We start from the raw sequence: 21,930 nt of genomic DNA, 5'->3' as shown, positions 1-21,930 counted from the left end.
TTTTATTCATTTTCTGCATCCGGTGTCAGAATCATCGGAATGATAATCGGTTCGCGCTCGGTACTTTCGTAGAGGAAAGGCCGCAGGGCGTTGACGATGGCGCCGTTGACGGACTGGATGCTGGCATCCTTGTTCTTGAGGGCAATGCGGATGGCATTGAAAAGCAGGCGCTGGCTCTGGCGAATGAGGTCTCCGGACTCGCGCATGTAGATAAAGCCGCGGCTGAGGATGTCTGGACCGGCCAGAATCATCTTGGACTTGAAGTCTACGGTTGCAACAGCCAGCACGACCCCGTCCTCTGACAGGTCCTTGCGGTCGCGCAGGACAGCAGCCCCGATTTCGCCGATACGGTTGCCGTCGACATAAATGTCCTGGGCGTTGAAGCTGCCGGCAATGCGGGCCGAATTGGCAGTCAGTGCCAGTACATCACCGTTGCTCATGATAAAGATATTGTCTTTAGGAACTCCGGTATCAACAGCCAAGCCGGCATGGACCTTCTGCATGCGGTATTCTCCATGGACGGGCATGAAGTATTTGGGTTTGATTAGACGGAGCATGAGTTTTTGCTCCTGCTGGCCGCCGTGACCGGAGGTGTGGATGTTGTTAATCTTGCCGTGGATGACATCGACGCCAGCCTCTGAGATGGTATTGATCAGCTTATTGACGCTGGTCGTATTGCCAGGAATAGGGCTGGAAGAGAAAATGACGGTATCTCCCGGCTGCAGCTGAACCTGGCGGTGGGTCCCATTGGCAATGCGGGACAGGGCTGCCATCGGCTCGCCCTGGCTTCCGGTACACAGGATCAAGACTTCGCCCGCAGGATAATCCTTGAGCTCATTTGGCTCGATAAAGGTATCTTTAGGGACCTTGATGTAGCCCAGCTCGATTCCGTTGACCATGGCTTTTTCCATGGAGCGGCCAAAGACAGCAATTTTGCGGCCGGTTTTAACGGCTGCTTCAGCTGCCTGCTGGAGGCGGAAGATATTGGAGGCAAAGGAGGCAAAGATAATCCGTCCGTGAATGCCTTCGATAATCTTCATAATGGACTGGCCGACCACTTTTTCGGAATTGGTAAAGGTCGGTACTTCAGCATTGGTCGAGTCAGATAGGAGACAGAGAACGCCTTCCTCGCCCAGAGCGGCCATGCGGTGCAGATCCGCCGGCTCACCAACCGGAGTAAAGTCAAACTTAAAGTCGCCGGTACAGACAATCTTGCCCTGAGGGGTATGGATGACAATCCCCAGCGGTTCCGGAATGGAGTGGGTGGTCCGGAAAAAGGTCGCCTTTAGATTTTTAAAGGTCAGTTCAGTATTTTGATTGATTTCATAGAGTTTGGCATCGCGCAGGAGACCGTGCTCTTCCAGCTTGCCGCGAATGAGGGCCAGTGCCAGCGGGCCGGCATAGATAGGGACATTGGCCTGCTTGAGCAGGAAAGGAATGCCGCCGATGTGGTCCTCGTGGCCGTGGGTGATGAGCACCGCCTTGATGCGGTCTATATTTTCTACGATATAAGAGTAGTCGGGAATGACATAGTCAATGCCCAGCAGGTCGTCTTCTGGGAATTTAATTCCGGCATCAACGATGATAATCTCATCCTGATACTCAATGCCGTAAGTGTTTTTTCCGATTTCGCCTAACCCACCAATCGCAAAAACGCCAACTTCTTCGGGTTTTAAGGTATATGCCATGGGTTAGAACTCCGTTAATTCAAAGGTGCCTGACTCTTTTTCATAGTCTAAGTGTTTGTCAGACAAAAGCTCGATAAATTCAATGTTATAAGGGGTATTTTCTTCGACTAGCTTGCGAGCCTGAATGCGGCCGGCAAGCTCACTGTCGGCATCCACTTCCAGATAGAGGGAGCGGGTCTTTTCCCGGCGCGGGCTGCGTTCTTTGGTTTCCTGATAAAAAACTTTGTAAATCATAAGATTCCTTTCTGTGATAAGGTCTAAAAAATAAAAGAAGGCAAGCGTTAGCGCATTTCTTCACATGATAAATTAAAAATGATAAATGGAAAGTGAGCGATTGCTGTGACTTCTGATAGGGCTTACTCAAATGAAGAGGCTAAAATGCTGTTTTAGCCTTGTATCTTATGGAAAAGTAAGCGTAATGAAATTGACCTGATGTTTAATTATTATTGTAATTATACCATAGAATGAGCTTAGGAAGCAAGTCGGGACGGTGAATTTCAGAGACGGTTTTTCAGCCAAAGCGGCTTGACAAAAAGAAAAATCAAGCGATGAACATTTGGTCACTTGATTTTGAGGGCTGCTTATTTGGCGAAATAGCCGTGCTTGCGGTACCAATCTACCACGTCAGCTAAGCTTTCTTCGAGAGGGCGATGCTGTCCGCCTAGCTCGCTCTCGGTTTTGGCAAAGCTAAAATTACTTTTGAGATATTCTTCGGCCATGAGATGAGCGAGCTCATTGGTAACCAAAATTGGTTTTTTGGTGAGCCGGTGGTAGAGCTCACTTGCTTGGGCATAGATTTTGACGAAAAGAGGGGAGATCTTGCGCTTGGGGGCGGGAACGCCAGTGATTTTTTCCAGTATTTGGTACAATTCTGTCATGGTCACTTGCCGTCCAACTGCCAGATAGCGCTCCTTTGAGCGTCCGTATTTCATGGCGCGGAGATGAATATCTGCTACATCTCTAGCATCCACCATATTATAGCTAGCCTTTAAGATACCTGGAAGTTTTTGCTCTACAAAATTGATAATCAGCTGCCCACTGGAGGTCGGACCAAGGTCTCTAGGACCCAACATTACACTCGGCAAGATAAAGCAACCGAAAACATCTGAATGCTTGTCCAAGAAATCACGAACGGCCTCTTCACTCAAAATCTTGCTGCGATAGTAATCAAAAGGAGTATCTTTTGAGCGAGACATGCTTTCATCGATTAGCTGATTGGCCTCACCTTCCAGTACGACACAGGAGGAAGTATGGACAAATTGGCGGATACCAGCCTCGTAAGCAGCTTCTAGGAGGTTATTTGTGCCTATAATATTAGTGTCGTAGAGCTCCTGCCAGTGCTTGCCGCCTTTATAATTATCGCGGAAAAAAGCAGCGGTATGAAAGAGGCTGTCGCAGCCTGCTAGATAGTCACGATAGCTTTCGGGCTCTAAAATATCCCCCTTGACAATCTGGATAGGCAGGTCGGCAAATTGTTTGCGCGCTTTTTCCTCGGAGCGAACGAGAGCGGTCACTTGAATGTTTTCTTTTAGCAGAGCACGCACGAGATTATTTCCTAAAAGACCGGTCGCACCAGTCACAAAAGCGTGGGTCATTGTTCTAGCTGGTTTTTGATTTGTAGGGTTTGGGGTCATCCGTTTTTCCTCCTTTTGCAAATAGATGATATATCATCTATTTAAGATTTTATATTTTTTAACTAAAATTGTCAACAATTTACCTAATCTAGTGTAAAATAGTATAGAAGTGATTTTTGAAAGGAGAGCAGCGTGGTAGCAGAAGGAATTCGATTTGGCTATTTGTTTAGAAGTGCAGAGAGCTTAGCGACGAGAGAATATGGGAAGTTGCTAGAGCCTTTGGGAATTACGCCCAATCAAAGCGAGGTCTTGCTCGTTTTGGGCGAACATGCTCCGCTGTCTCTCAAGGGCTTGGGGGAATCCCTGATTTGTGAGGAAAAAAGCCCTAGTCGCTTGGTGCAGGCTTTGATTAAAAAAGGCTTGGTCAAGAAGGAAATTTCTAGCAAGGACAAGCGCAGTTCTCGCTTGAGCTTGACTGCTGCTGGAGCGGATTTGCTGCCCAAGATTGCTGAGCAAGAAGCGATTTTTGGAAAATACTTGGCGCAGCAAGTGCCTAATTTGGAGGCTTTTAGCCAGATTTTAGAGGAATTTTTGGTAGATAGTTTCTACGAAGACAAATTAAAACGCCGCTCACTTTGGCGGCAAGAGGAAAAATAGAGGATAAGCATGAAGATTGCAGCTTTTGATACGTCAAGTAAGGCGCTGACGCTCGCGATTTTAGAGGACGAGACCTTGCTGGCGCAGATGACTTTAAATATAAAGAAAAACCACAGCATTACCCTGATGCCGGCTATTGATTTTCTGATGAATAGTCTGGACATGAAGCCGACGGATTTGGATCGTATCGTAGTTGCTCAGGGGCCAGGAAGCTACACAGGTCTGAGAATTGCGGTGGCGACAGCCAAGACGCTGGCTCATACGCTCCAGATTGAGCTGGTCGGGGTCTCCAGCCTTTTGGCCTTGGTGCCAGAGAGTACAGCGGGACTGGCCGTTCCCATCATGGATGCGCGCCGCAACAATGTCTATGCCGGCTTTTATCAGTCTGGACAGGCGGTACGGCCAGAGGGCCATCTGCCTTTTGCGGAGGTTTTGGCAATAGCTGGCGCTGCGGATCAGCCGGTGACCTTTGTCGGGGAAACGGCTGCCTTTGCGGAGCAGATCAGAGAGCAGCTGCCTCAGGCTGTCATCTGTCCAACTCTGCCGGATGCAGCTGCCATCGGGCGCCTGAGTCTGCAGCTGCCGGCCCAGTCTGTCCATGACTTTGTTCCTAACTATCTCAAGCGGGTAGAGGCTGAGGAAAACTGGCTGAAAACGCACGAAGCAGCCAAGGATTCCTACATCAAGCGCCTATGACGGAAATCAGGCAATGGGAGGGCGGTTCTGCTGCGGAAAGAGCGGAGTTGGCAGCAAGCCTTTATCAGATCTTGTCCGATGTCTATCAGGTCAGCCCTTGGTCAGCGGAGCAGCTGGAAAAGGATTTGTGCGCAGAAACGGCTCTGTATTTTCTGGCAGAGGAGGCGGGGGCGGTTATCGGATTTTTAGCGCTGCAAGTCACGGCCTTTGAGGCCGAAGTCCTGCAGATAGCTGTCAGACAGGCCTATCAGGGTCGGAAAATTGCTACGGCCCTCTTTGAGAATCTGCCGGCTGACAGGGATATTTTCCTTGAGGTGAGGGAGTCCAACTGCCCAGCTCTGCTATTTTACAAAAAGGAGAAATTTAAGGAAATCGCTCGGCGCAAGGGCTACTACCATGCGCCGGCAGAAGATGCGATTGTCATGAAAAGGGAAAGCCATGAAAGATAGATATATTTTAGCTTTTGAGACCTCCTGCGATGAGACCAGCGTGGCGGTTCTGAAGAATGAAAAGGAGCTCCTCAGCAATGTCATTGCCAGCCAGATAGAGAGCCACAGGCGCTTTGGCGGAGTGGTGCCGGAAGTGGCCAGCCGCCACCATGTGGAGGTGCTGACGGTCTGTATCGAGGAGGCCCTGCAGGAAGCGGGCATCAGGGAGCAGGATGTGACGGCTGTGGCCGTGACCTACGGCCCGGGTCTGGTCGGCGCTCTCTTGGTGGGACTGGCTGCAGCCAAGGCTTTCGCCTGGGCCCACGGTCTGCCGCTCATCCCAGTCAATCACATGGCCGGCCATCTCATGGCAGCCCAGTCTGTGGAGGAGCTGGAGTTTCCGCTTCTGGCCCTTCTGGTCAGCGGCGGTCATACCGAGCTGGTCTATGTCAGCCAAGCCGGTGATTACAAGATTGTCGGCGAAACCCGCGATGATGCAGTCGGGGAGGCCTATGACAAGGTCGGCCGGGTCATGGGGCTTGCCTATCCAGCTGGCCGGGAGATTGATCAGCTGGCTCATCAAGGACAGGATGTCTACGATTTTCCGCGGGCGATGATTAAGGAAGATAATCTGGAATTCTCCTTTTCCGGACTGAAATCAGCCTTCATCAATCTCTATCACAATGCTGAGCAGCGAGGCGAAACCCTGTCCAAGGCGGATCTGGCTGCCAGTTTTCAGGCGGCGGTCATGGATATTCTCATGGCCAAGACTAAGAAAGCGCTGGAAAAATATCCAGTCAAGACCCTGGTCGTGGCGGGCGGTGTTGCGGCCAATCAAGGCCTGAGAGAACGCTTGGCAGCTGAGATTCAGGATGTTAAGGTGATCATTCCGCCTCTGCGCCTTTGCGGTGACAATGCTGGGATGATTGCCTATGCCAGCGTCAGCGAGTGGAACAGGAAACAATTTGCCGGACTGGACCTAAATGCCAAGCCCAGCCTGGCCTTTGATACGCTAGAATAAAGGGGAATTATGCGCGGACAAACATTTAAGCAGGGGGCTCAGGCTGCTGTGCCGACGGCTCTGGGCTATATCAGTATCGGCCTGGCCTGCGGCATTATGGCGGCACCCTACATGAATCTTTTTGAAATGGCGCTGATGAGCCTCTTGGTTTATGCAGGCAGTGCTCAGTTTGCTATGATTGGGATGATTGCTCTGCAGGCGCCGGTTTTGGCCATTGCTCTGACGGTCTTTCTGATTAATATCCGCCATTTGCTGCTCTGCCTGCATGCATCGACTTTTTTTCGCAAGTCCAGTCTGGGAGAGAATATAGCCATTGGCAGCCTGCTGACTGATGAGACTTATGGGGTGCTGATGGGGGAGCAGCTGCATACGGAGCTGATTAGCGCTTCTTGGATGCAGGGTAATAATCTGCTCAGCTATGCGGCCTGGTTTTTAGGGACTGTTGCAGGGACGGCCTTAGGCGGCCTCCTGCCCAATCCGGAAAGCTTTGGTCTGGACTTTGCTCTGGTAGCCATGTTTATCGGGATTTTTTCTTCCCAGTTTGCACTGATGCTGCGCCGGGTCAGGATGAACAAGCTGTTTTTGGTCTTGAGCGTAGTGGGTCTGGCCTATCTGCTTCTCGCCATGCTGGTTCAACATTCGCTGGCGGTCCTCTTTGCGACCTTGCTGGGCTGTACGGTGGGGGTGCTGTTAGATGATAAGTAACTATATTTTGCTGGCTATTCTTTGCTCAGCCCTGGTGACTTGGATTCCGCGGGTTCTGCCCTTTATCTTGGTCAAGTACAAGGGTCTGCCCCCCTTGGCCGAGCGCTTTCTCAAATATCTGCCGGTTTCCATTATCTTTGCTCTCATCCTCTCCAGCGTAACCCAGACGCAGACCGGTCATTTTCCTGTTTTCAAATGGCTGGATTTGCTGGCAGTCTTTCCTACAGCCTATGTGGCATTTAGATATAAAAATCTGATTGGAACGGTCCTGTTTGGCGTGGTACTTGTGGCCTTGCTGCGGCTGGCTGCCCAGCTTTTGGGACTGTGACATCTGCTGACGAGGCCGGGACAGACTTCCATGATGGCTCCGTCCTCACCCGCAGAGGGGGTGTATCGTTTGAAAATATCGTATAAAAATCGGGAAGACAAACCCTTGTTATTTGTTTGGAGTTCTTTCCCGCTTCCTGTCCCACTGCCTGTTTGTTGTTTTCTAAGAATTATCTGAAAATATAAGAATTTGTGGTATAATAGAATTATCTACATCTCGGAGGTGAAAAAATGGCAGAAGCAGGACATACATTTCTCGCAAAATTGGGAAAAAAACGGCTCCGTCCCGGAGGCAGGAAAGCAACAGACTGGCTGATTGAGCAGGGACAGTTTTCCAGTGATAAGAAAGTGCTGGAAGTTGCCTGCAATATGGGGACCACCACGATTGAACTGGCTAAAAAGTACGGCTGCCGGATTACGGCGGTTGATCTGGACAAGGCGGCTCTCAATCAGGCGCGGGTCAATGGGGACAAGGCCGGAGTCGGCGAGCTGGTGACCTTTGAGCAGGCCAATGCCATGAAGCTGCCCTATGAGGACAGCAGCTTTGACATTGTCATCAATGAAGCGATGCTGACCATGCAGAGTGAAAAGGGAAAGAATAAGTGCCTGGATGAATACTATCGGGTGCTCAAGCCTGGCGGTGTCCTTCTGACCCATGATGTCATGCTCAAGCAAAAGGATGAGGCGGTGCGGGAGGAGCTGTCCCGGGCCATCAATGTCAATGTCGGTCCGCTGACGGAAGGTTCCTGGATCCAGCTGGCCCGTTCGCACAAGTTTGATCAGGTGGAAACCTTCGTCGGCAACATGACCCTTATGAGCCCGCGCGGCATGATTTATGACGAGGGGCTGGGCGGAACTCTGAAAATCATCCGCAATGCCCTCAAGAAAGAGAATCGCCCGCAGTTTGTCAAGATGTTTAAGATGTTTAAGAAAAATCAGGAGAAGCTGGGCTTTATTGCTATGGCATCCCGCAAATAAGTCTCAGCCGCTTTAGCAGCCCTAAGGCGGCTTTGACAATATTCCCAAAAACTTGACCCTCCCCTTAGGTCAGGGTCTATACTAGATGGACAAGGAGGTCGAATGTACTATATCAAAGAAGCAGCCCAGCTGTCAGGTGTCTCTGTCAAGACCCTGCACCACTATGATAAGCTTGGGCTTCTGAGCCCGCTCAAGTCAGAAAATGGCTATCGCCTATACAGCGAAGCCGATTTAGAGCGCCTGCAGATTATTTTATTTTATAAATATCTTGGATTTCCTTTAAAGGAAATAGCAGAGCTGCTTGCTCAAGAAGGGCAGGACTTATTGCCGCACCTGCTGAGACAGCTGCAGTCTTTGGAGCAGGAAAAGGAACGGTTGGATATCTTGATTTCCACTTTGCGAAAAACGATTCAAGCTCAAAAAGGGGAAAGAAAGATAACAACAGAAGAAAAATTTGCTGGCTTTACTTATGAAGCTCATCGAAGCTATCATGACCAAGCTGTGGAAAAATATGGGCAGGCTGTTGTGGATGAAGCTATCGGCAGACAAGCAGGCCAAGAGGAGCAGGTGACAGCAGCTTTTAATCGGATTTTTCGGAATCTGGCAAATAATCTGCAGCAAGGCCTGCCGGCAGCTGCCGAGACCAATCAGGAGCAGGCAGCCCAGCTCCTGCAGACGATTCGCCGCTATAGCTTTGACTGCTCGCTGGAGATTTTTGCGCAAATCGGCCGTGGCTATGCGGCCAATCCTGAGTTTAAAGAGAACATTGACCAATTCGGTGCCGGAACAGCCCGGTATACAGCAGATGTGATTGCGGTTTATGTGCAGAAGCAAGGAGAATAACAAAACCGGCGGAGATTTGCTCGCCGGTTTTGTATTATTTCAAATCATACTTCCAGTCGTCGCCGTCTTTGTAGTAGAAGAATTCACTTAAATCTTCTTCCAAAAAGACACGCAGCATATCAGACATATCATTGGTAGCTAGTTTTAAATTGGAAAGATTTTCAAACCTTTCCCACCAGACCTTTCCTTCGTCTGATGACCGCAGGATGCCAGAATAGTGCGTTGTTTTATAGAGCAGGACGACATAGCGAACCCCCTTGTCATCATACCAGTCTTTGATCCCGCACAGCTGAGGTTTGAAGATGGTCAGTCCCGTTTCTTCTTTGACTTCTCTGATAACCGCATCTGTAAAAGACTCGCCGCGCTCCACGTGCCGCCAGGGAAGGTAATGCCGGGCCAGTCCGGTTTCACTCGATCTTGGACGAGAACTTTTTCTCCGTCATAGATCATGCACATGTTGACAAATTCTGCCTTTTCCAGTCGTTTCATTTTTCTCCTTAATCGTGATATTACTTAGACAAGAGCTTCTCGATGACCTTTAATTTTCGCATGGTCAAATCCACGCCAAAGAGTTTCTCAAGATAGTTGGTGTTCAGCTTTTTGCGTTTTGCAGTTCGGGGAAGATAGAGGTAGAGGCAGTGATGGCCGATGCAAATCTCTTCTCCTCCATAATCCGGCAGGAGTTTTTCCAAAGGCAGGTTTTGAATGGAATTTTGATATAAAATAACGTGCACACGGTCATAAAGGTAATGTTTTTCTATGAAAGGATTTTCGTCAGCCATTTTTTCAAGGTCCCTCTTGGTTTTGATAACCATTTTCAAATCAGCTCCAATTTGGTCTTTGATGAGGCGATGGACAAGATGTCGGATCTCTTCTACTGGAAGTGGGCTGTCAAGTAAAATATTGCCGCTTTGGATATAGGTTCTGACTTTTTCAAAGCCAGCTTCTGTTAAAATTTCAACTAGATAAGCCATTTTCGGGATGGCGTTTTTTCCGCTTGGGGTGACCCCGCGCAGTAAGATAATATATTCCATTTTGCCCTCTCTTTTCTAATAATGGCTGGACCCTGCCACCCAGCCGGTGCAGAGAGCAGCGGTGATATTGAAGCCGCCGGTATGGGCATTGATGTCCAGCACTTCGCCGGCAAAGCAGAGGCCGGGAACCAGTTTGCTCTCCAGCGTTTTAGGGTTGATTTCTTTGAGACTGACGCCGCCCTTGGTGACAAAGGACTTGGCCAGAGACATCTTGCCGGTGACGGGAATGGGCAGGGCCTTCATCTGGCTGAGAAGGGCTTCTTTCTCTTTGGGACTGAGCTGTTTGGTTTTTTCGGGGAATGGCTGTGCGATAAAGTCTGCTAAGCGCTCGGGCAGCAGGATTTTCAGACTGTTTTTGAGCGACTTTTCCCGCTTGCTGTCTAAGAATGCTGCCACTTCCTCCTGATCCATCTGAGGGAGAAAATCCAGATAGATGGTTTCACCGCCCTTGACAAAGCTGGACAGGCGCAGGGCCGCCGGTCCCGACAGGCCAAAGTGGGTAAAGAGCAGGTCGTGGGTGATGGTGTGCGCACCGCAGCGGAGAGTCACATCGTCCAGCGAAATCCCTTGGAGAGCCTTGTGGGGAAAGTCGGTCAGGAGAGGGCTTTCAGCTGCTTCCAAGTCTGTCACGGTATGCCTGAAATGGCGGGCAATCTCATGGCCGAAGCCCGTGGAGCCGGTCGAGGGATAGGACTTGCCGCCAGTCGTCACGATGAGCTTATCGCAGGTCCATATGGAGTCTGTGGATTTGACGGTGAAGGTTTCCCCAGTCTTTTTGACTGAGACAATCTCGGTGTTGATCTGGACAGTCCCGCCCAGCTGGGCGATTTTCTTTTCCAGCGCTTCGATGATGGTGCGGGATTTGTCTGTGGCTGGAAAGACTCGGCCGTGGTCCTCGACTTTGAGCTGGACACCGTTGTCGGTGAAAAAACTGATAATATCGTGGTTGTCAAACTGGGAGAAGACGCTGTAGAGAAAGCGGCCGTTGCCGGGAATGCCGGCCATAAGGTCGTCCAAAGTCCCGTTATTGGTGACATTGCAGCGGCCGCCGCCTGTTCCGGCCAGCTTTTTGCCCAGCCGCTTATTTTTCTCAAGGAGCAGGGTTTTCTGTCCGTAGAAGGAGCTGGAAATAGCGGCCATCATACCGGACGGGCCGCCGCCGATGACGATGGTATCAAAATGGTTTTGCATGATGTTCCTTTGCTGTTGACTCTTCAAGAGTAAGATTTGATTTTTGGGGATGCTGTATTTTTTTCTGAGAGAAGCCTTCTGGCTCTGCGAATGATTCATATTCATAGTCAATGAACATCGGCATCAGATGAGGCAGGAGCAGACAGGGAGGGCAGAAATCTGTTTGTCGTGCTGCGGGGTATCCTGCAGGCTTTTCTCTGCCTGCTGCCCCTGACGCCATCGTTTCAATCCCTTGCCGGGCAGCGCCGGAATCACTCAAAGTCCTGCTTTGCCGTTGTGAATCAAGCTTCCGCAGGGAAGTGTCTCCAAGGCTCTGCTCCCTGTCTCATTGTACCATAAAAAAGAGAGCCGCAGTGGCCAAATCCTTGAAAAACAAGGAAAATTTGACAGTCAAGGCTTGATATGATAAGATTTATTTATCTATAACTAGAAAAAGTTTTCGAGGAAATTATGGCAATAGAAAAGACAGTCAGTGAGCTGGCCGAGATTCTCGGTGTCAGCCGTCAGGCGATTAACAACCGTGTCAAGGCCCTGCCGGAAGAAGATACGCAGAAAAATGAAAAAGGCGTAACGGTTGTGACCCGCAGCGGTTTGATTAAGCTGGAAGAGATTTATAAAAAAACCATTTTTGAAGATGAGCCGGTCAGCGAAGATGTCAAGCAGCGGGAGCTGATGGAAATCTTGGTGGACGAGAAAAATGCAGAAATTGTCCGTCTCTATGAGCAGCTGAAGTCCAAGGACAGTCAGCTGGCTAAGAAAGATGAGCAGCTGCGCATCAAGGATGTGCAGATTGCGGAGAAGGACAAGCAGCTGGACCAGCAGCAGCAGCTGACAGCCAAGGCCATGAATGAGCGTGAAACCCTGCTGTTGGAATTGGACGAAGCCAAAGAAAAGGTGCAGGAGCAGGAAAGCAAAGGCTTTTGGGCACGTTTATTTGGTAAATAAAGAAAATCTCAGTTGATAAGGCAGCTGAGATTTATTTGTAGGTAAAGAAATGAAGAAAGAACGGATTGCGGCGAATATTAATCTTCTGGGCCAATTCTGCGGCCGCAGGGATCTGCCGGAGCTCAGTCAGTCGGCCCTGCAGGACACATATGGCTTTGCTCAGGCGGATGTCTTTGTGCTTTTCGGCGGCAGTGTCCTGGCCGGCGGAGATGTGCTGGCAGCTGCTATCAGGGCTGAAGTGGCCAGGACTTATATCATCGTCGGCGGAGCAGGACATACGACCGACGGGCTGCGGCAGAAAGCAGCAGCGGAGCTTCCCCGGCTTGTCGTCAGAGGTCTGTCTGAAGCCGAGATTTTTGCAGCCTATCTCAAGGAAAAGCACCATGCAGCAGCGGATTATCTGGAATGCCAGTCCACCAACTGCGGCAATAATATCACCTATCTTCTGGAACTGTTGGAAAAGAAAAGCATTGACTGCCGGTCCATCATTCTCTGTCAGGATGCGACGATGCAGGCCCGCATGGAAGCAACGCTGCGAAAGCATGCAAGGGCGGATACCGTCATCATCAACTATGCTGCCTATAGGGCCCAGACGGTGACAGAGGGGCAGCAGCTGGTCTTTGCTCAGGAGATTCGCGGCATGTGGGAATTGGAGCGTTATATCAGCCTGCTCATGGGAGAAATTCCCCGTCTGCGGGATGACAAGAATGGCTACGGTCCCCGCGGCAAGAATTATCTGGTCCATGTGACTATACCGGCGGCCGTAGAGCAGGCATTTGCTGAGCTCACAGAGACATACGGCGGGCTGATCAGAAAGGCCGATCCTCTCTATGCTTCCAAAGAAAATAAAGGAATACAATGACATCACAAAGACTGGGAATTCTGAGGTTGTACCGCAACCTTGACAAAATATTGGTGCTCTTTTTCATGGTTTTCATGTTCATGGAGTCTGTCTGGGTGCCCGTTAATTCGTTTGCAGCTGAAGGGCTGCTCCGACAGACTGGCTATCTCTTTTTCTCTTACAATAATGCCGTCAGAGTCCTGACCTCTAACTGGCTGGTCACGCTGGGCTTCGTCAGCCTGTTTGCCGCCAATCTGTTTACTGCCTACTTTCAGATTGGGCTGATTTTTCTGGGGCTTCGCAATCTCTTGGATAAGCAGGAGCGCAGTGTCTTTCAGTTTCTGGGAAAAACGCTGCGGGACAGCTGGTCCTTGATCCGCTATGCCCGGCCCGGAAAGGTGGTCTTTATCGCACTCTATACGGGCTTTCTCTTCCCTTTCCTGCGTCAGATTTTGAAGATTTATTATCTGAACAAACTTTTAATCCCAGAATTTATCGTGACCTATCTCAAGACAGAGGTCTGGATGAAGTGGCTGATTTACGGGCTGATTTTTCTGCTCTTTGTGGCAGCGGTCCGCCTCATGTTTGCCCTGCCCAAGCTCTTTTTTGAGCATGCTGGCCTGCGTGACGCCTTGCGCTATAGTTTGGGGAAAACGAAGAAGCGCGTGATGTACTATACCTGGAAACTTGCTTGGCTGCTGATCAAGAGTTTCCTTCTCTTCACTCTCATCAGCCTGCCCATTCTGCTGCTGCAGCAGTATATGGATAGTCAGTCCAATAGCATTGCTTTTGCCAGCGCTCTGGTCAACTATGTCCTGATTAAACTGGCTTATTATATCATGCTGGCTTACTTTTTGATCAAATTTGCAGCCTTTCTGACCGACAGCAGCCTATCTGAATACAGGCACCGAAAAGGCCTGCCTCTCATGCGTTGGTTTGTCCTGCTGACGACCGGTGCCATTTTTGCTGTGGAAGGTTTTTTCTATATTAATTTTCCGCTGGAAACCATTCCTGTCACCATTTCCCACCGTGGGGTTTCGCAGGCCAATGGAGTCCAAAATACGGTAGAATCGCTGGAAAAAACGGCCCTGCTCAAGCCGGATTATATTGAAATGGATGTTCAGGAAACAGCGGACGGTCAGTTTGTCATGATGCACGATGCTAATCTGCAGGCCTTGGCCGGAGTCAATGCTCGGCCTCAGGAGCTGACCTTGGAGGAGCTGACGTCTCTGGATATTTCCGAAAACGGCCATACAGCCAAGATTTCCAGCTTTGATGCTTATCTGAAGCGGGCCAATCAGCTGGGGCAGCGGCTTCTGATTGAGATCAAGACCAGTAAGCTTGATTCGGCGGATATGATGGATCGTTTCTTGAAGCTTTATGCAGCCAATATCAAGATTTACGGCCACCAGATTCAGTCGCTGGATTACCGGGTAATTGATAAGACGGTTACCTATGATGCGGCGATACCGACCTTCTTTATCCTGCCTTACAACACCATTTTCCCCAGAACCAAGGCTTCCGGCTATACCATGGAATACTCTACGCTGGATGAAAATTTTGTCAATAAGCTGTGGACGACAGATAAGCTGCTCTACGACTGGACAATCAATGATGAGGACAGTATTGCCAAATCCTTCCGTCTGGGAGTGGACGGTATGATTACGGATAATCTGGAGCTGGTCCAGACCTCCATCAAAGAGCTGCAGAACAACCCCAAGTACACCGTTCTGCTCATGAATAAAGCGGCGGATCTGCTGAATTTTTCATAAGATATCGCCATTTAGCTTATCTTTTATGACTTTGTCAACTCGCCTTGCTCCAACAGTCCATAAGGACTGTTGGAGGCTGGAGATAAAGGGAACGCAGTTCCCAGCTTTCGTTCAGCCCGAACCTAGAAACGAGATAATGAGGTAGAAAAGTTGTGGATTTTGAACAGCTCGCTGCCCTATCGTCCTGTACGTTAAGCGATAGGCTGAAACTGTCCCACCGCCACTGCTAAAAGCAAAGGAAAAGACTATAAAAGAGACTGAGAAATCCCAGTCTCTTTTGAATTGGATTAAAAAGGGAGTTTGCCGGCGAAAGCGCCCATTTTTTTCTGAGTCGCTTCATCAATCTGAGCCAGTGCGTGGTTCAGAGCCTGAGCCGTCATCTCTGATAGAGTTTCCAGATCTTCAGGATCGACGACAGCTGGGTTGAAATCAATACTGACCACCTTCTTATCACCAGTCAGCTTGGCAAGGACTAAATCTTGGGCAGACTTGCCGGTGAATTCAGTTGCAGCCAGCTCTGCCTGACCTTTTTCCATTTGCTTTTGAAGCTTTTGAGCCTGCTTCATCATGCTTTGCATGTTCATCATCGTAAAAATCTCCTTATTGTTTGCTTGAACAACCTATTCTACCATATTTGCTGGGGCAATTCCAGTCTGGACTTTTCTAAGTCAACGGTCAGCTGGTAGTCCGTTTTGTCGCGGACGGTATGCTCAAAGTCAGTGGTATAGAGAACCAGACGGAGCTGGTCTCCCTTTTTCAGCCGGTAGATGGTCGGCTGCAGGTCAAAGGCGCATTCCAGCCATTGGTCAGGAGTGACCTCTTCAACCGTCAGCAGGTCTGTCCGATTTTGCAGGTTGAGAAAGCCTTTGGTGATGACCCGGTGGGGTGTTTCGGTAAAGGGCAGTTCAGCCAGATTGTCCAGCATGTAGTAGCGGCCGTTGTCCATCACTCTGGGAGCAAGGACAGTCGGAAGAGGCGTCAGCCGCTTGGCAGCTCCGACATCCAGAAGCTGAGCTGAAATCAAGCCCTTGTCGCTGCTGGATTTGAGACGGAGCGTCAGCTGGCTGGCTCCATTGAGGAGGAGATCGTCTTCTAAGGTCCAGTCCAGTGTGATTTGGTTGACCTTTCCCTCAAAAAGCTCAGTTTTAAAGGTTTGGTAACTCTTGGCAAAGCGCTGATAGTCTGCTTCTGGATACTGGTTTTGAATAACTTGGCAGTCTTGGCCCAGCTGGAACTGGCGTTTCTGCTCTTGTCCACCAAAATCTTCCAGCGTCTGCCAGCTTTGGGCTTGGCTATTGTCCTGCCAGATGACCGGCGGCAGCTCGAAGTCTGATTCGCAGCCCAGGAGTTTTTTAGACAGGAGGGCGTTCATGGATTCACGAAAGTCGATAGACTGCCAGTTGTTCATGTAAACATGGGCGCCGTTATGGAAAAAGAGGTGTTTTTTGAGACCAGCCGGCAGGGCATGAAACATCCTATAGACGTGGAGGGGCTTGACATTCCAGTCCTGGGAACCGTGGGTAAAGACCACCTCGGCCTTCACCTTATCAGCGTTGATAAGGTAGTTGCGATCATGCCAGAATTGATTGTAGTCCCCGCTTTCACGGTCCAAGTCTCTGCGCTCCTGCTCTAAGCTTTCCTGATAGGCGGCATTGTGGCGGAGGTAGTCTCCGGCCCGCAGATTGCGGGAGTAGGTCAGCTCGGTCAGGGACTCAAAGTCTTCGCCCGGATAGCCGCCGGGGCTGGTCACCAGCCCGTTTTCGCGGTAGTAGTTGTACCAAGACGAAATGCCGGCTTCGGCAATGATGACCTTCAGGCCTTCCACGCCGGTGGTGGCCAGCCCGTTGGACATGGTGCCCAAGTAGGAAATGCCGGTCGTCGCCGCTTTGCCATTGGACCAGACGGCTTTAATCGTCCTCTGGCGTGTGTGGTCGGTGAAAGCCCGGCAGCGGCCATTGAGCCAGTCAATGACATTCTTATAAGCTTCAATCTGCTGGTAATCGCCGTTGGTCATGAGCCCTTCTGAATCCTTGGTGCCGACACCGGATACGTAGAGATTGGCAAAGCCGCGCGGCAGCAGATAGTCATTGAGGGTGTAGGTGCCGATATGGCCCAGTTTTTCCTCGGCTTCCGCCGCCTCTTCTCCTTCCCAGTCCTGCTCGGATTGGATAGTTTTGAGCTCAGGATCGCGGACGGCAATTTTCCTCGGGTTTTTCTTGGACAGATTGACATTCATATTATGGAGGGCCTTGTCGCTGGCGGGGTCATTGGTGCCCTGATGGTAGGGAGAGGCTGTCATCACAGCTGGGATTGTTCCGGCATAGCGGGGCCGGATAATGCTGACTTTGATCAGATCGGGCCGACCGTCCTGGTCGGTATCCACGCGTGATTCGACATAGACCACCTCGCGGATGGCATCGTGGCTGGAAAAGGTCGCTAGGCTCTTGCCGTTGAAGTAATGGTAAGCGTTGTCCTCTGGAATCAGCCCTTGGCTGACCAGTTTATCGACCAGCAGATTGCCGCTTGCGGTGCGGGTGCTAAGCAGCTGATAGAGGTTTTCCAGCAGACTGCCGTAAGTAATCGGAAAGGCCGTGTCCTGCCGGAACTGCTCGGCATCTTCAAAGTCGACAAAGGGTGAAAACTCCAGCAGCTGAAAGGCGACCATGTAGAAAACTTCTGCGGTCAGTTCTCGGTCAGAGCGGAAGAAGTCCAGCAGGTCCGTCTCCTTATCGGCTGCCCAGGCCCGAAGCGGATAGTCTGTATTTTTATAAGTAAAAAAGACGGTGCGGAGAAAATTTTCCAGATTTTCTTTATGGGAAAGCGACGGCTTCAGCTCAAAGCCCAGCAGAGCCATTTCTTTCCGCATTTTTTCTGTATCGACTTTTGTATAACTATACTGATTAAAACGCATATTTTTCCCTCTTTTTCTTATTTTTATTAAAAATGACCTTTACATTATCCATTATACTTGATAAAATAGACTTTGTCTAAAAATATTTTAAGGAGTATCAACAAATGGATTTCGAATGGGCAGTCAAATATGCCACAGAATTTTTGGGTACGGCCATCCTCATTATCTTGGGAAACGGTGCTGTAGCCAACGTTGAATTGAAAGGAACCAAGGGGCATCAGAGCGGCTGGCTGGTTATTGCTGTCGGCTACGGAATGGGTGTAATGATTCCGGCTTTGATGTTTGGCAATGTCTCAGGCAATCACATCAACCCTGCCTTCACTTTGGGCTTGGCTGTCAGCGGCTACTTCCCATGGACTCAGGTTGCGCCTTATATTGCGGCACAGCTTCTGGGTGCCATCTTTGGTCAGGCGCTGGTCGTAGCGACTCACCGTCCTTACTACCTGAAAACGGAGAATCCTAATAACATTTTGGGTACTTTCTCTACAATTTCCAGCTTGGATCATGGAACGCCTGAGTCCCGCAAGGCAGCTATGATAAACGGATTTGTCAATGAATTTGTCGGCTCCTTCGTTCTTTTCTTTGCGGCGCTCGGCTTGACCAAGCATTACTTTGGTGCAGAAGCGCTCCAATACATGAAGCAGCTGGCTGCTCAGTCAGGTCAGACAGCTGATTTTACCGATTTGGCAGTCAAGGCCCAATTAGCTCCGCACACAGCGGCAGGTCTTTCAGTGGCCCACTTGGCTTTGGGCTTCCTGGTGATGGCACTGGTGACTTCGCTGGGCGGACCGACCGGACCAGGTCTCAACCCGGCTCGGGACTTAGGACCTCGTATCCTGCACTTCCTTCTTCCTCAGTCAGTTCTTGGCAAGCACAAGGGCGACTCAAAATGGTGGTATTCTTGGGTACCGGTTGTGGCACCAATCCTTGCGGGGATTACAGCTGTCTTGCTTTACAAGGCCATCTACGGATTATAATGACAAAAGGGCTGGGGATTCTCAGCTCCTTTTCTACTGCTCTTGACGAAACTAGCTCAAAGCCTCTGGGGGAGGTTTTGAGGCTGCAGATGAAGCTTCCGTGAGGAAGTGTCTGCCAGTAAGGGGCGCAGTTGAGTCCTAGAGCAGTGGATGCAGTTTTGTCTGCAGGGACAGACAGTAAACCTTGAAGAAAGTTAGCAGTTAGTTATGGAAATGAATCTATCAAAGCTCCGCAAAATCAGCCGCTGGAGAACCTTGCTGTTTGGTTTTTTAGCAGTTGCTTTCGGGCTGATTATTATCGTCAACGGAGTGAATTTTACGAAAGTTGCTATTGATTTGCTGATGTCTTATTTCTTTCTTGTGGGTCTGGTCAATTTATTTCTCCACTTCATTGTGGGGAAAAAAGAAGTCCCGGTGATACCTGAAATCGTCCGCATTGTGCTAGCCAATCTGATTGGCCTGCTGAACCGTCTCAGCAGTCTTCCCGTTGATATTGTCATCATTATTTTGGGGATTTATCAGCTGGCAACAGCAGCTGTCTATGGCATTACTTACTATCTCTATCGAAAAAATCAGTCCAAGGGAGCTCTGCGTTTTCTCTTGGATACGGTTCTTTACGGTCTCATCGGCCTAGCGACAGTTTTCTCTCCTTCAGTCAATGGGCAGGTTCAGTTTTTCTTTTTGGGAATGTATCTGGTCATGCTGGGATTTTCCAATATTCGGGACGGGCTTTTTTTCGACAATGACCGTGAAAGAACCCAGCTCCGGCGGCATATCCGCATCAATCTGCCGATTATTCTGGCAGCTTTTATACCGGCTGAAAATCTTGACCAATTCAACCGCTTTATCCGGGGGCAGAATGTGCATGAGCCGACGCAAACTGTTTACAGTCTTGTTAAAGATGAGAAAAAGACGGCTGACTTGGAGGTCTTGGTCCACACATCAAAGGAGAGTCTGTTCGGGGCTATCGGCCATGTTGACATCTGTTATCAGGGGCAGGTCATTTCCTATGGCAGCTATGATGTCTTTTCAGAACGCTGCAAGGGGATGATTGGCGACGGCGTGCTTTTTAAGGTCAGCAAAGATGACTATATTGAGCTTTGCAAGAAGGAGAGCAAGAAAACTCTCTTTGGCTATTCTCTGTCGCTGACAGAGCAGGAGAGGGAGGCGGTGGAGAAACGTCTGGCCCAAATCGATCAATGGCTGATAGAATGGGAACCGCCGGCTGATTTGAAAGACGGCAGACATACCTATGCTTACAAACTGAGACATGAGCTGGGAGCGCGGCTCTATAAGTTTACAACCAGCCGCTTTAAGACCTACTTTGTCATGTCGACTAACTGCTGCCTGCTGGCCGACTCGATTATCGGTCAGGCCGGCACCGACATGTTAGATATTCGGGGCATTATCGCACCAGGGACCTATCAGTCTTATCTGCAGTATGAGTTTGAATCTGCCAATGACTTGGTCATCGCCCGCACAGTTTACCAATAAAAGCAGGCAAAAATTGTTTGAGAAATTGTTGATTTGCGCATAATTTCTTGTCAAATTGATTAAAATCCATTACAATTAAATGGTTTGGAGGAATTTATGAGTGTGAATCAAATTGTGAGAATAATCCCTGTATTGAAAGTAAACAATCGAAACCTGAATCAGGATTTCTATAAAAAAGTGCTGGGCATGAAGACGCTTTTGGAAGAGTCCGCCCACCTGTCTCTGGGGGATCTGACCAAAACGGAAAAGCTGGTCCTGGAAGAATCACCCAGCATGCGGTCGCGCCGGGTCAAGGGACCTAAGAAATTAGCCCGAATCGTTATCAGAGTGGAGAAGCCTGAGGAAATTGAGGGCCTGCTGGCTCAAAAACCAGATCTTGTCCAGCTTTACCGCGGCTCTAAATCTTATGCTTTTGAAGCAGTGTCTCCGGAGGGGCACGCCTTTTTGCTGCATGCTGAGGATGATTTGGCTGATCTGCGCCCTGTAAGGGCAGTGCCGGATTTTCAGCAGCCGGAGGGCTTTGCCGGCCTCAGCTGCTTTGAAGTAGAGACGGTAGAGCTCCATGTGCCGGATCAGGCCGAAACGGAGCGCTTCTATCGGAAGCTTGTCAATGCGCTGGATTTTCTGTCCTTCACGGCTGCAGCCGGACAAGACCTGCAGGCTGACAGCACCCATACTTGGGATATAGCGATGATCAAAGCTCAGGTCAAGGACTTGGATACTGCTGCGCTCAGGGAAATACTGACGGATCAAGAGGTTTTTGTTCCTAAGTCTGACAAATTTCTGCTTAGTCAGGACCCTAGCAAGATTGAGCTGTGGTTTGAAGCATGACTGTAGACGGCATTCTTGACAAAATCAAAGAACAGCTGGCAGCAGGAGTTTACCCCGGGGCCAGTCTGGCTCTCTACAGTGACGGTCAGTGGCAGGAGCACTGCTTTGGTCTGGCTGATCCGGAGAAAGGCAGGCCTGTTCAGGAGGACTTGGTCTATGATCTGGCCAGTGTCAGCAAGGTGGTCGGAGTCGGGACTCTGGCGGCCTTTTTGACTGATGAAGGGCGGCTGGATATTGACCGGCCGCTACGTGCTTATTACCCGGCCTTCCATGATGAGCGGGTGACAGTCAGGCAGCTGCTGACCCATACTTCGGGGCTGGATCCTTTTATTCCCAATCGTGATCAGCTGACAGCTGCCGAGTTGAAAGCGGCGCTCCATCATCTGACAGTGCTTGAAGATAAGAGCTTCCGCTATACAGATGTGAATTTTCTGCTTTTGGGCTTTCTGCTGGAGGAAGTCTATGGTCGGCCCCTGGACCAGATTTTCCGGAGTCAGATTTTCCAGCCTTGGGGGATGGCGGAGACGGGCTTTGGACCGATTGCAGGAGCTGTGCCAACGGTAAGAGGAGTCAAGGGAGGTCTGGTGCACGACCCTAAGGCGCGTGTCCTGGGCCGGCATGCCGGCAGCGCTGGTCTTTTTTCGACTGTCAGGGATCTGGAAATCTTTCTGGAGCATTATCTGCAGGATGATTTTGCGGAAAAGCTGAGTCAAAATTTTGCCTTGGACCCCGGCAAGACCCGCAGTCTGGCCTGGAATCTGGATGGAGACTGGCTGGACCATACCGGCTACACGGGCACCTTTATCATGTACAATCGCGCCGAGCAAAAGGCGGTCATTTTCCTCTCCAACCGGACCTATGAAAAAGACGAGCGGGCCCAGTGGATTTTGGACCGCAATGAAGTGATGGAGATGATAAGAAGGGAACTGTAAGGGGCTCCGGCTGCAAGGCCAGGAGTTTTCTCATGCTCACCGATATCAATATCGGTCTCTGGTCCCAGTGATTTTCTCTATTAAA

The 21,930-nt window shown here is 50.0% G+C and carries 22 protein-coding genes and 1 pseudogene; 15 read left to right on the top strand and 8 right to left on the bottom strand.

The window, feature by feature from the left end:
* Positions 1-2: 2 nt before the first annotated feature.
* From rnjA to DHL47_RS04525, 3 genes are all read right to left on the bottom strand, one after another.
* Positions 3-1,688 carry a ribonuclease J1 gene (gene rnjA, locus DHL47_RS04535; protein WP_128834717.1) on the bottom strand — a complete coding sequence of 562 codons (1,686 nt, stop codon included), beginning with the start codon at positions 1,686-1,688 and terminating at the stop codon, positions 3-5.
* A gap of 3 nt (positions 1,689-1,691) precedes the next feature.
* Positions 1,692-1,922, bottom strand: coding sequence for a DNA-dependent RNA polymerase subunit epsilon (locus DHL47_RS04530; protein ID WP_128834715.1), 231 nt, complete (start codon positions 1,920-1,922; stop codon positions 1,692-1,694).
* Positions 1,923-2,269: 347 nt separating this feature from the next.
* Complete coding sequence (locus DHL47_RS04525) at positions 2,270-3,322, bottom strand: SDR family oxidoreductase (RefSeq protein WP_002903702.1); 1,053 nt, start codon at positions 3,320-3,322, stop codon at positions 2,270-2,272.
* Positions 3,323-3,454: 132 nt separating this feature from the next.
* Between DHL47_RS04525 and DHL47_RS04520 the strand changes: the two genes are divergently transcribed.
* The 8 genes from DHL47_RS04520 to DHL47_RS04485 all read left to right on the top strand — a co-directional run bounded on the left by DHL47_RS04520 (position 3,455) and on the right by DHL47_RS04485 (position 8,917).
* Positions 3,455-3,919, top strand: a complete 465-nt coding sequence (locus DHL47_RS04520) for a MarR family winged helix-turn-helix transcriptional regulator (RefSeq protein WP_209551048.1) — start codon at positions 3,455-3,457, stop codon at positions 3,917-3,919.
* A 9-nt stretch (positions 3,920-3,928) separates the two neighbouring features.
* The gene (tsaB, locus tag DHL47_RS04515) at positions 3,929-4,615 is read left to right on the top strand and encodes a tRNA (adenosine(37)-N6)-threonylcarbamoyltransferase complex dimerization subunit type 1 TsaB (RefSeq protein WP_209551047.1); all 687 of its coding nucleotides are present in this window, start codon (positions 3,929-3,931) and stop codon (positions 4,613-4,615) included.
* A complete protein-coding gene (gene rimI / locus DHL47_RS04510) occupies positions 4,612-5,064 on the top strand; it encodes a ribosomal protein S18-alanine N-acetyltransferase (RefSeq protein WP_209551046.1) in 453 nt (150 codons plus the stop codon). Before tsaB ends, rimI begins: the two co-directional genes overlap by 4 nt.
* Positions 5,054-6,064: a tRNA (adenosine(37)-N6)-threonylcarbamoyltransferase complex transferase subunit TsaD gene (tsaD, locus tag DHL47_RS04505; protein WP_209551045.1), complete on the top strand. Its 1,011-nt coding sequence runs from the start codon at positions 5,054-5,056 to the stop codon at positions 6,062-6,064. The genes rimI and tsaD overlap by 11 nt, the downstream gene beginning before the upstream one ends.
* Before the next feature lie 9 nt (positions 6,065-6,073).
* Positions 6,074-6,769 (top strand): AzlC family ABC transporter permease, encoded by a 696-nt coding sequence (locus DHL47_RS04500; RefSeq protein ID WP_128834703.1) that lies wholly within the window; start codon positions 6,074-6,076, stop codon positions 6,767-6,769.
* Positions 6,759-7,097, top strand: a complete 339-nt coding sequence (locus DHL47_RS04495) for an AzlD domain-containing protein (RefSeq protein ID WP_209551044.1) — start codon at positions 6,759-6,761, stop codon at positions 7,095-7,097. Before DHL47_RS04500 ends, DHL47_RS04495 begins: the two co-directional genes overlap by 11 nt.
* A 230-nt stretch (positions 7,098-7,327) precedes the next feature.
* Positions 7,328-8,074, top strand: a complete 747-nt coding sequence (locus DHL47_RS04490; protein WP_209551043.1) for a class I SAM-dependent methyltransferase — start codon at positions 7,328-7,330, stop codon at positions 8,072-8,074.
* A 102-nt stretch (positions 8,075-8,176) separates the two neighbouring features.
* The gene (locus tag DHL47_RS04485) at positions 8,177-8,917 is read left to right on the top strand and encodes a MerR family transcriptional regulator (protein WP_209551042.1); all 741 of its coding nucleotides are present in this window, start codon (positions 8,177-8,179) and stop codon (positions 8,915-8,917) included.
* Between the two features lie 34 nt (positions 8,918-8,951).
* Here the strand turns inward: DHL47_RS04485 and DHL47_RS04480 are convergent.
* The 3 genes and pseudogenes from DHL47_RS04480 to aao all read right to left on the bottom strand — a co-directional run bounded on the left by DHL47_RS04480 (position 8,952) and on the right by aao (position 11,142).
* Positions 8,952-9,406: pseudogene (locus DHL47_RS04480) on the bottom strand (NUDIX domain-containing protein).
* A gap of 20 nt (positions 9,407-9,426) precedes the next feature.
* Entirely contained in the window at positions 9,427-9,951 is a 525-nt protein-coding gene (locus DHL47_RS04475; protein ID WP_209551041.1) for a DUF1697 domain-containing protein, read from the bottom strand.
* Positions 9,952-9,966: 15 nt separating this feature from the next.
* Positions 9,967-11,142: an aminoacetone oxidase gene (aao, locus tag DHL47_RS04470; protein ID WP_209551040.1), complete on the bottom strand. Its 1,176-nt coding sequence runs from the start codon at positions 11,140-11,142 to the stop codon at positions 9,967-9,969.
* A 450-nt stretch (positions 11,143-11,592) separates the two neighbouring features.
* On the opposite strand from aao, the gene DHL47_RS04465 reads away from it, so the two are divergent.
* From DHL47_RS04465 to DHL47_RS04455, 3 genes are read left to right on the top strand one after another with little or no spacing between them, the layout of a single operon-like run.
* Complete coding sequence (locus tag DHL47_RS04465) at positions 11,593-12,087, top strand: DUF536 domain-containing protein (protein WP_128834689.1); 495 nt, start codon at positions 11,593-11,595, stop codon at positions 12,085-12,087.
* 49 nt (positions 12,088-12,136) lie between these two features.
* Positions 12,137-12,949, top strand: a complete 813-nt coding sequence (locus tag DHL47_RS04460; RefSeq protein WP_209551039.1) for an ElyC/SanA/YdcF family protein — start codon at positions 12,137-12,139, stop codon at positions 12,947-12,949.
* Entirely contained in the window at positions 12,946-14,700 is a 1,755-nt protein-coding gene (locus DHL47_RS04455; RefSeq protein ID WP_209551038.1) for a glycerophosphoryl diester phosphodiesterase membrane domain-containing protein, read from the top strand. Before DHL47_RS04460 ends, DHL47_RS04455 begins: the two co-directional genes overlap by 4 nt.
* A 287-nt stretch (positions 14,701-14,987) precedes the next feature.
* On the opposite strand, the gene DHL47_RS04450 is transcribed toward DHL47_RS04455, so the two are convergent.
* Complete coding sequence (locus DHL47_RS04450; protein WP_128834683.1) at positions 14,988-15,287, bottom strand: YbaB/EbfC family nucleoid-associated protein; 300 nt, start codon at positions 15,285-15,287, stop codon at positions 14,988-14,990.
* Positions 15,288-15,325: 38 nt separating this feature from the next.
* On the bottom strand, positions 15,326-17,611 hold the full coding sequence (locus DHL47_RS04445; RefSeq protein WP_209551037.1) for a Xaa-Pro dipeptidyl-peptidase: 2,286 nt from the start codon (positions 17,609-17,611) through the stop codon (positions 15,326-15,328).
* 104 nt (positions 17,612-17,715) lie between these two features.
* On the opposite strand from DHL47_RS04445, the gene gla reads away from it, so the two are divergent.
* The 4 genes from gla (at position 17,716) to DHL47_RS04425 (ending at position 21,845) form a co-directional block, all read left to right on the top strand.
* Complete coding sequence (gene gla / locus DHL47_RS04440; RefSeq protein WP_128834679.1) at positions 17,716-18,588, top strand: aquaglyceroporin Gla; 873 nt, start codon at positions 17,716-17,718, stop codon at positions 18,586-18,588.
* Between the two features lie 207 nt (positions 18,589-18,795).
* Positions 18,796-20,082 carry a DUF308 domain-containing protein gene (locus tag DHL47_RS04435; protein ID WP_209551036.1) on the top strand — a complete coding sequence of 429 codons (1,287 nt, stop codon included), beginning with the start codon at positions 18,796-18,798 and terminating at the stop codon, positions 20,080-20,082.
* Positions 20,083-20,178: 96 nt separating this feature from the next.
* Entirely contained in the window at positions 20,179-20,913 is a 735-nt protein-coding gene (locus tag DHL47_RS04430) for a CppA N-terminal domain-containing protein (protein WP_209551035.1), read from the top strand.
* A complete protein-coding gene (locus DHL47_RS04425) occupies positions 20,910-21,845 on the top strand; it encodes a serine hydrolase domain-containing protein (protein WP_209551034.1) in 936 nt (311 codons plus the stop codon). The genes DHL47_RS04430 and DHL47_RS04425 overlap by 4 nt, the downstream gene beginning before the upstream one ends.
* Positions 21,846-21,930: the final 85 nt, after the last annotated feature.

Source organism: Streptococcus panodentis (assembly GCF_017884005.1).
GTDB classification, from domain to species: Bacteria; Bacillota; Bacilli; order Lactobacillales; family Streptococcaceae; genus Streptococcus; species Streptococcus panodentis.
Note: the sequence above shows the minus strand (reverse complement) of the source record. Positions and strands in the feature narration are given on the sequence as shown.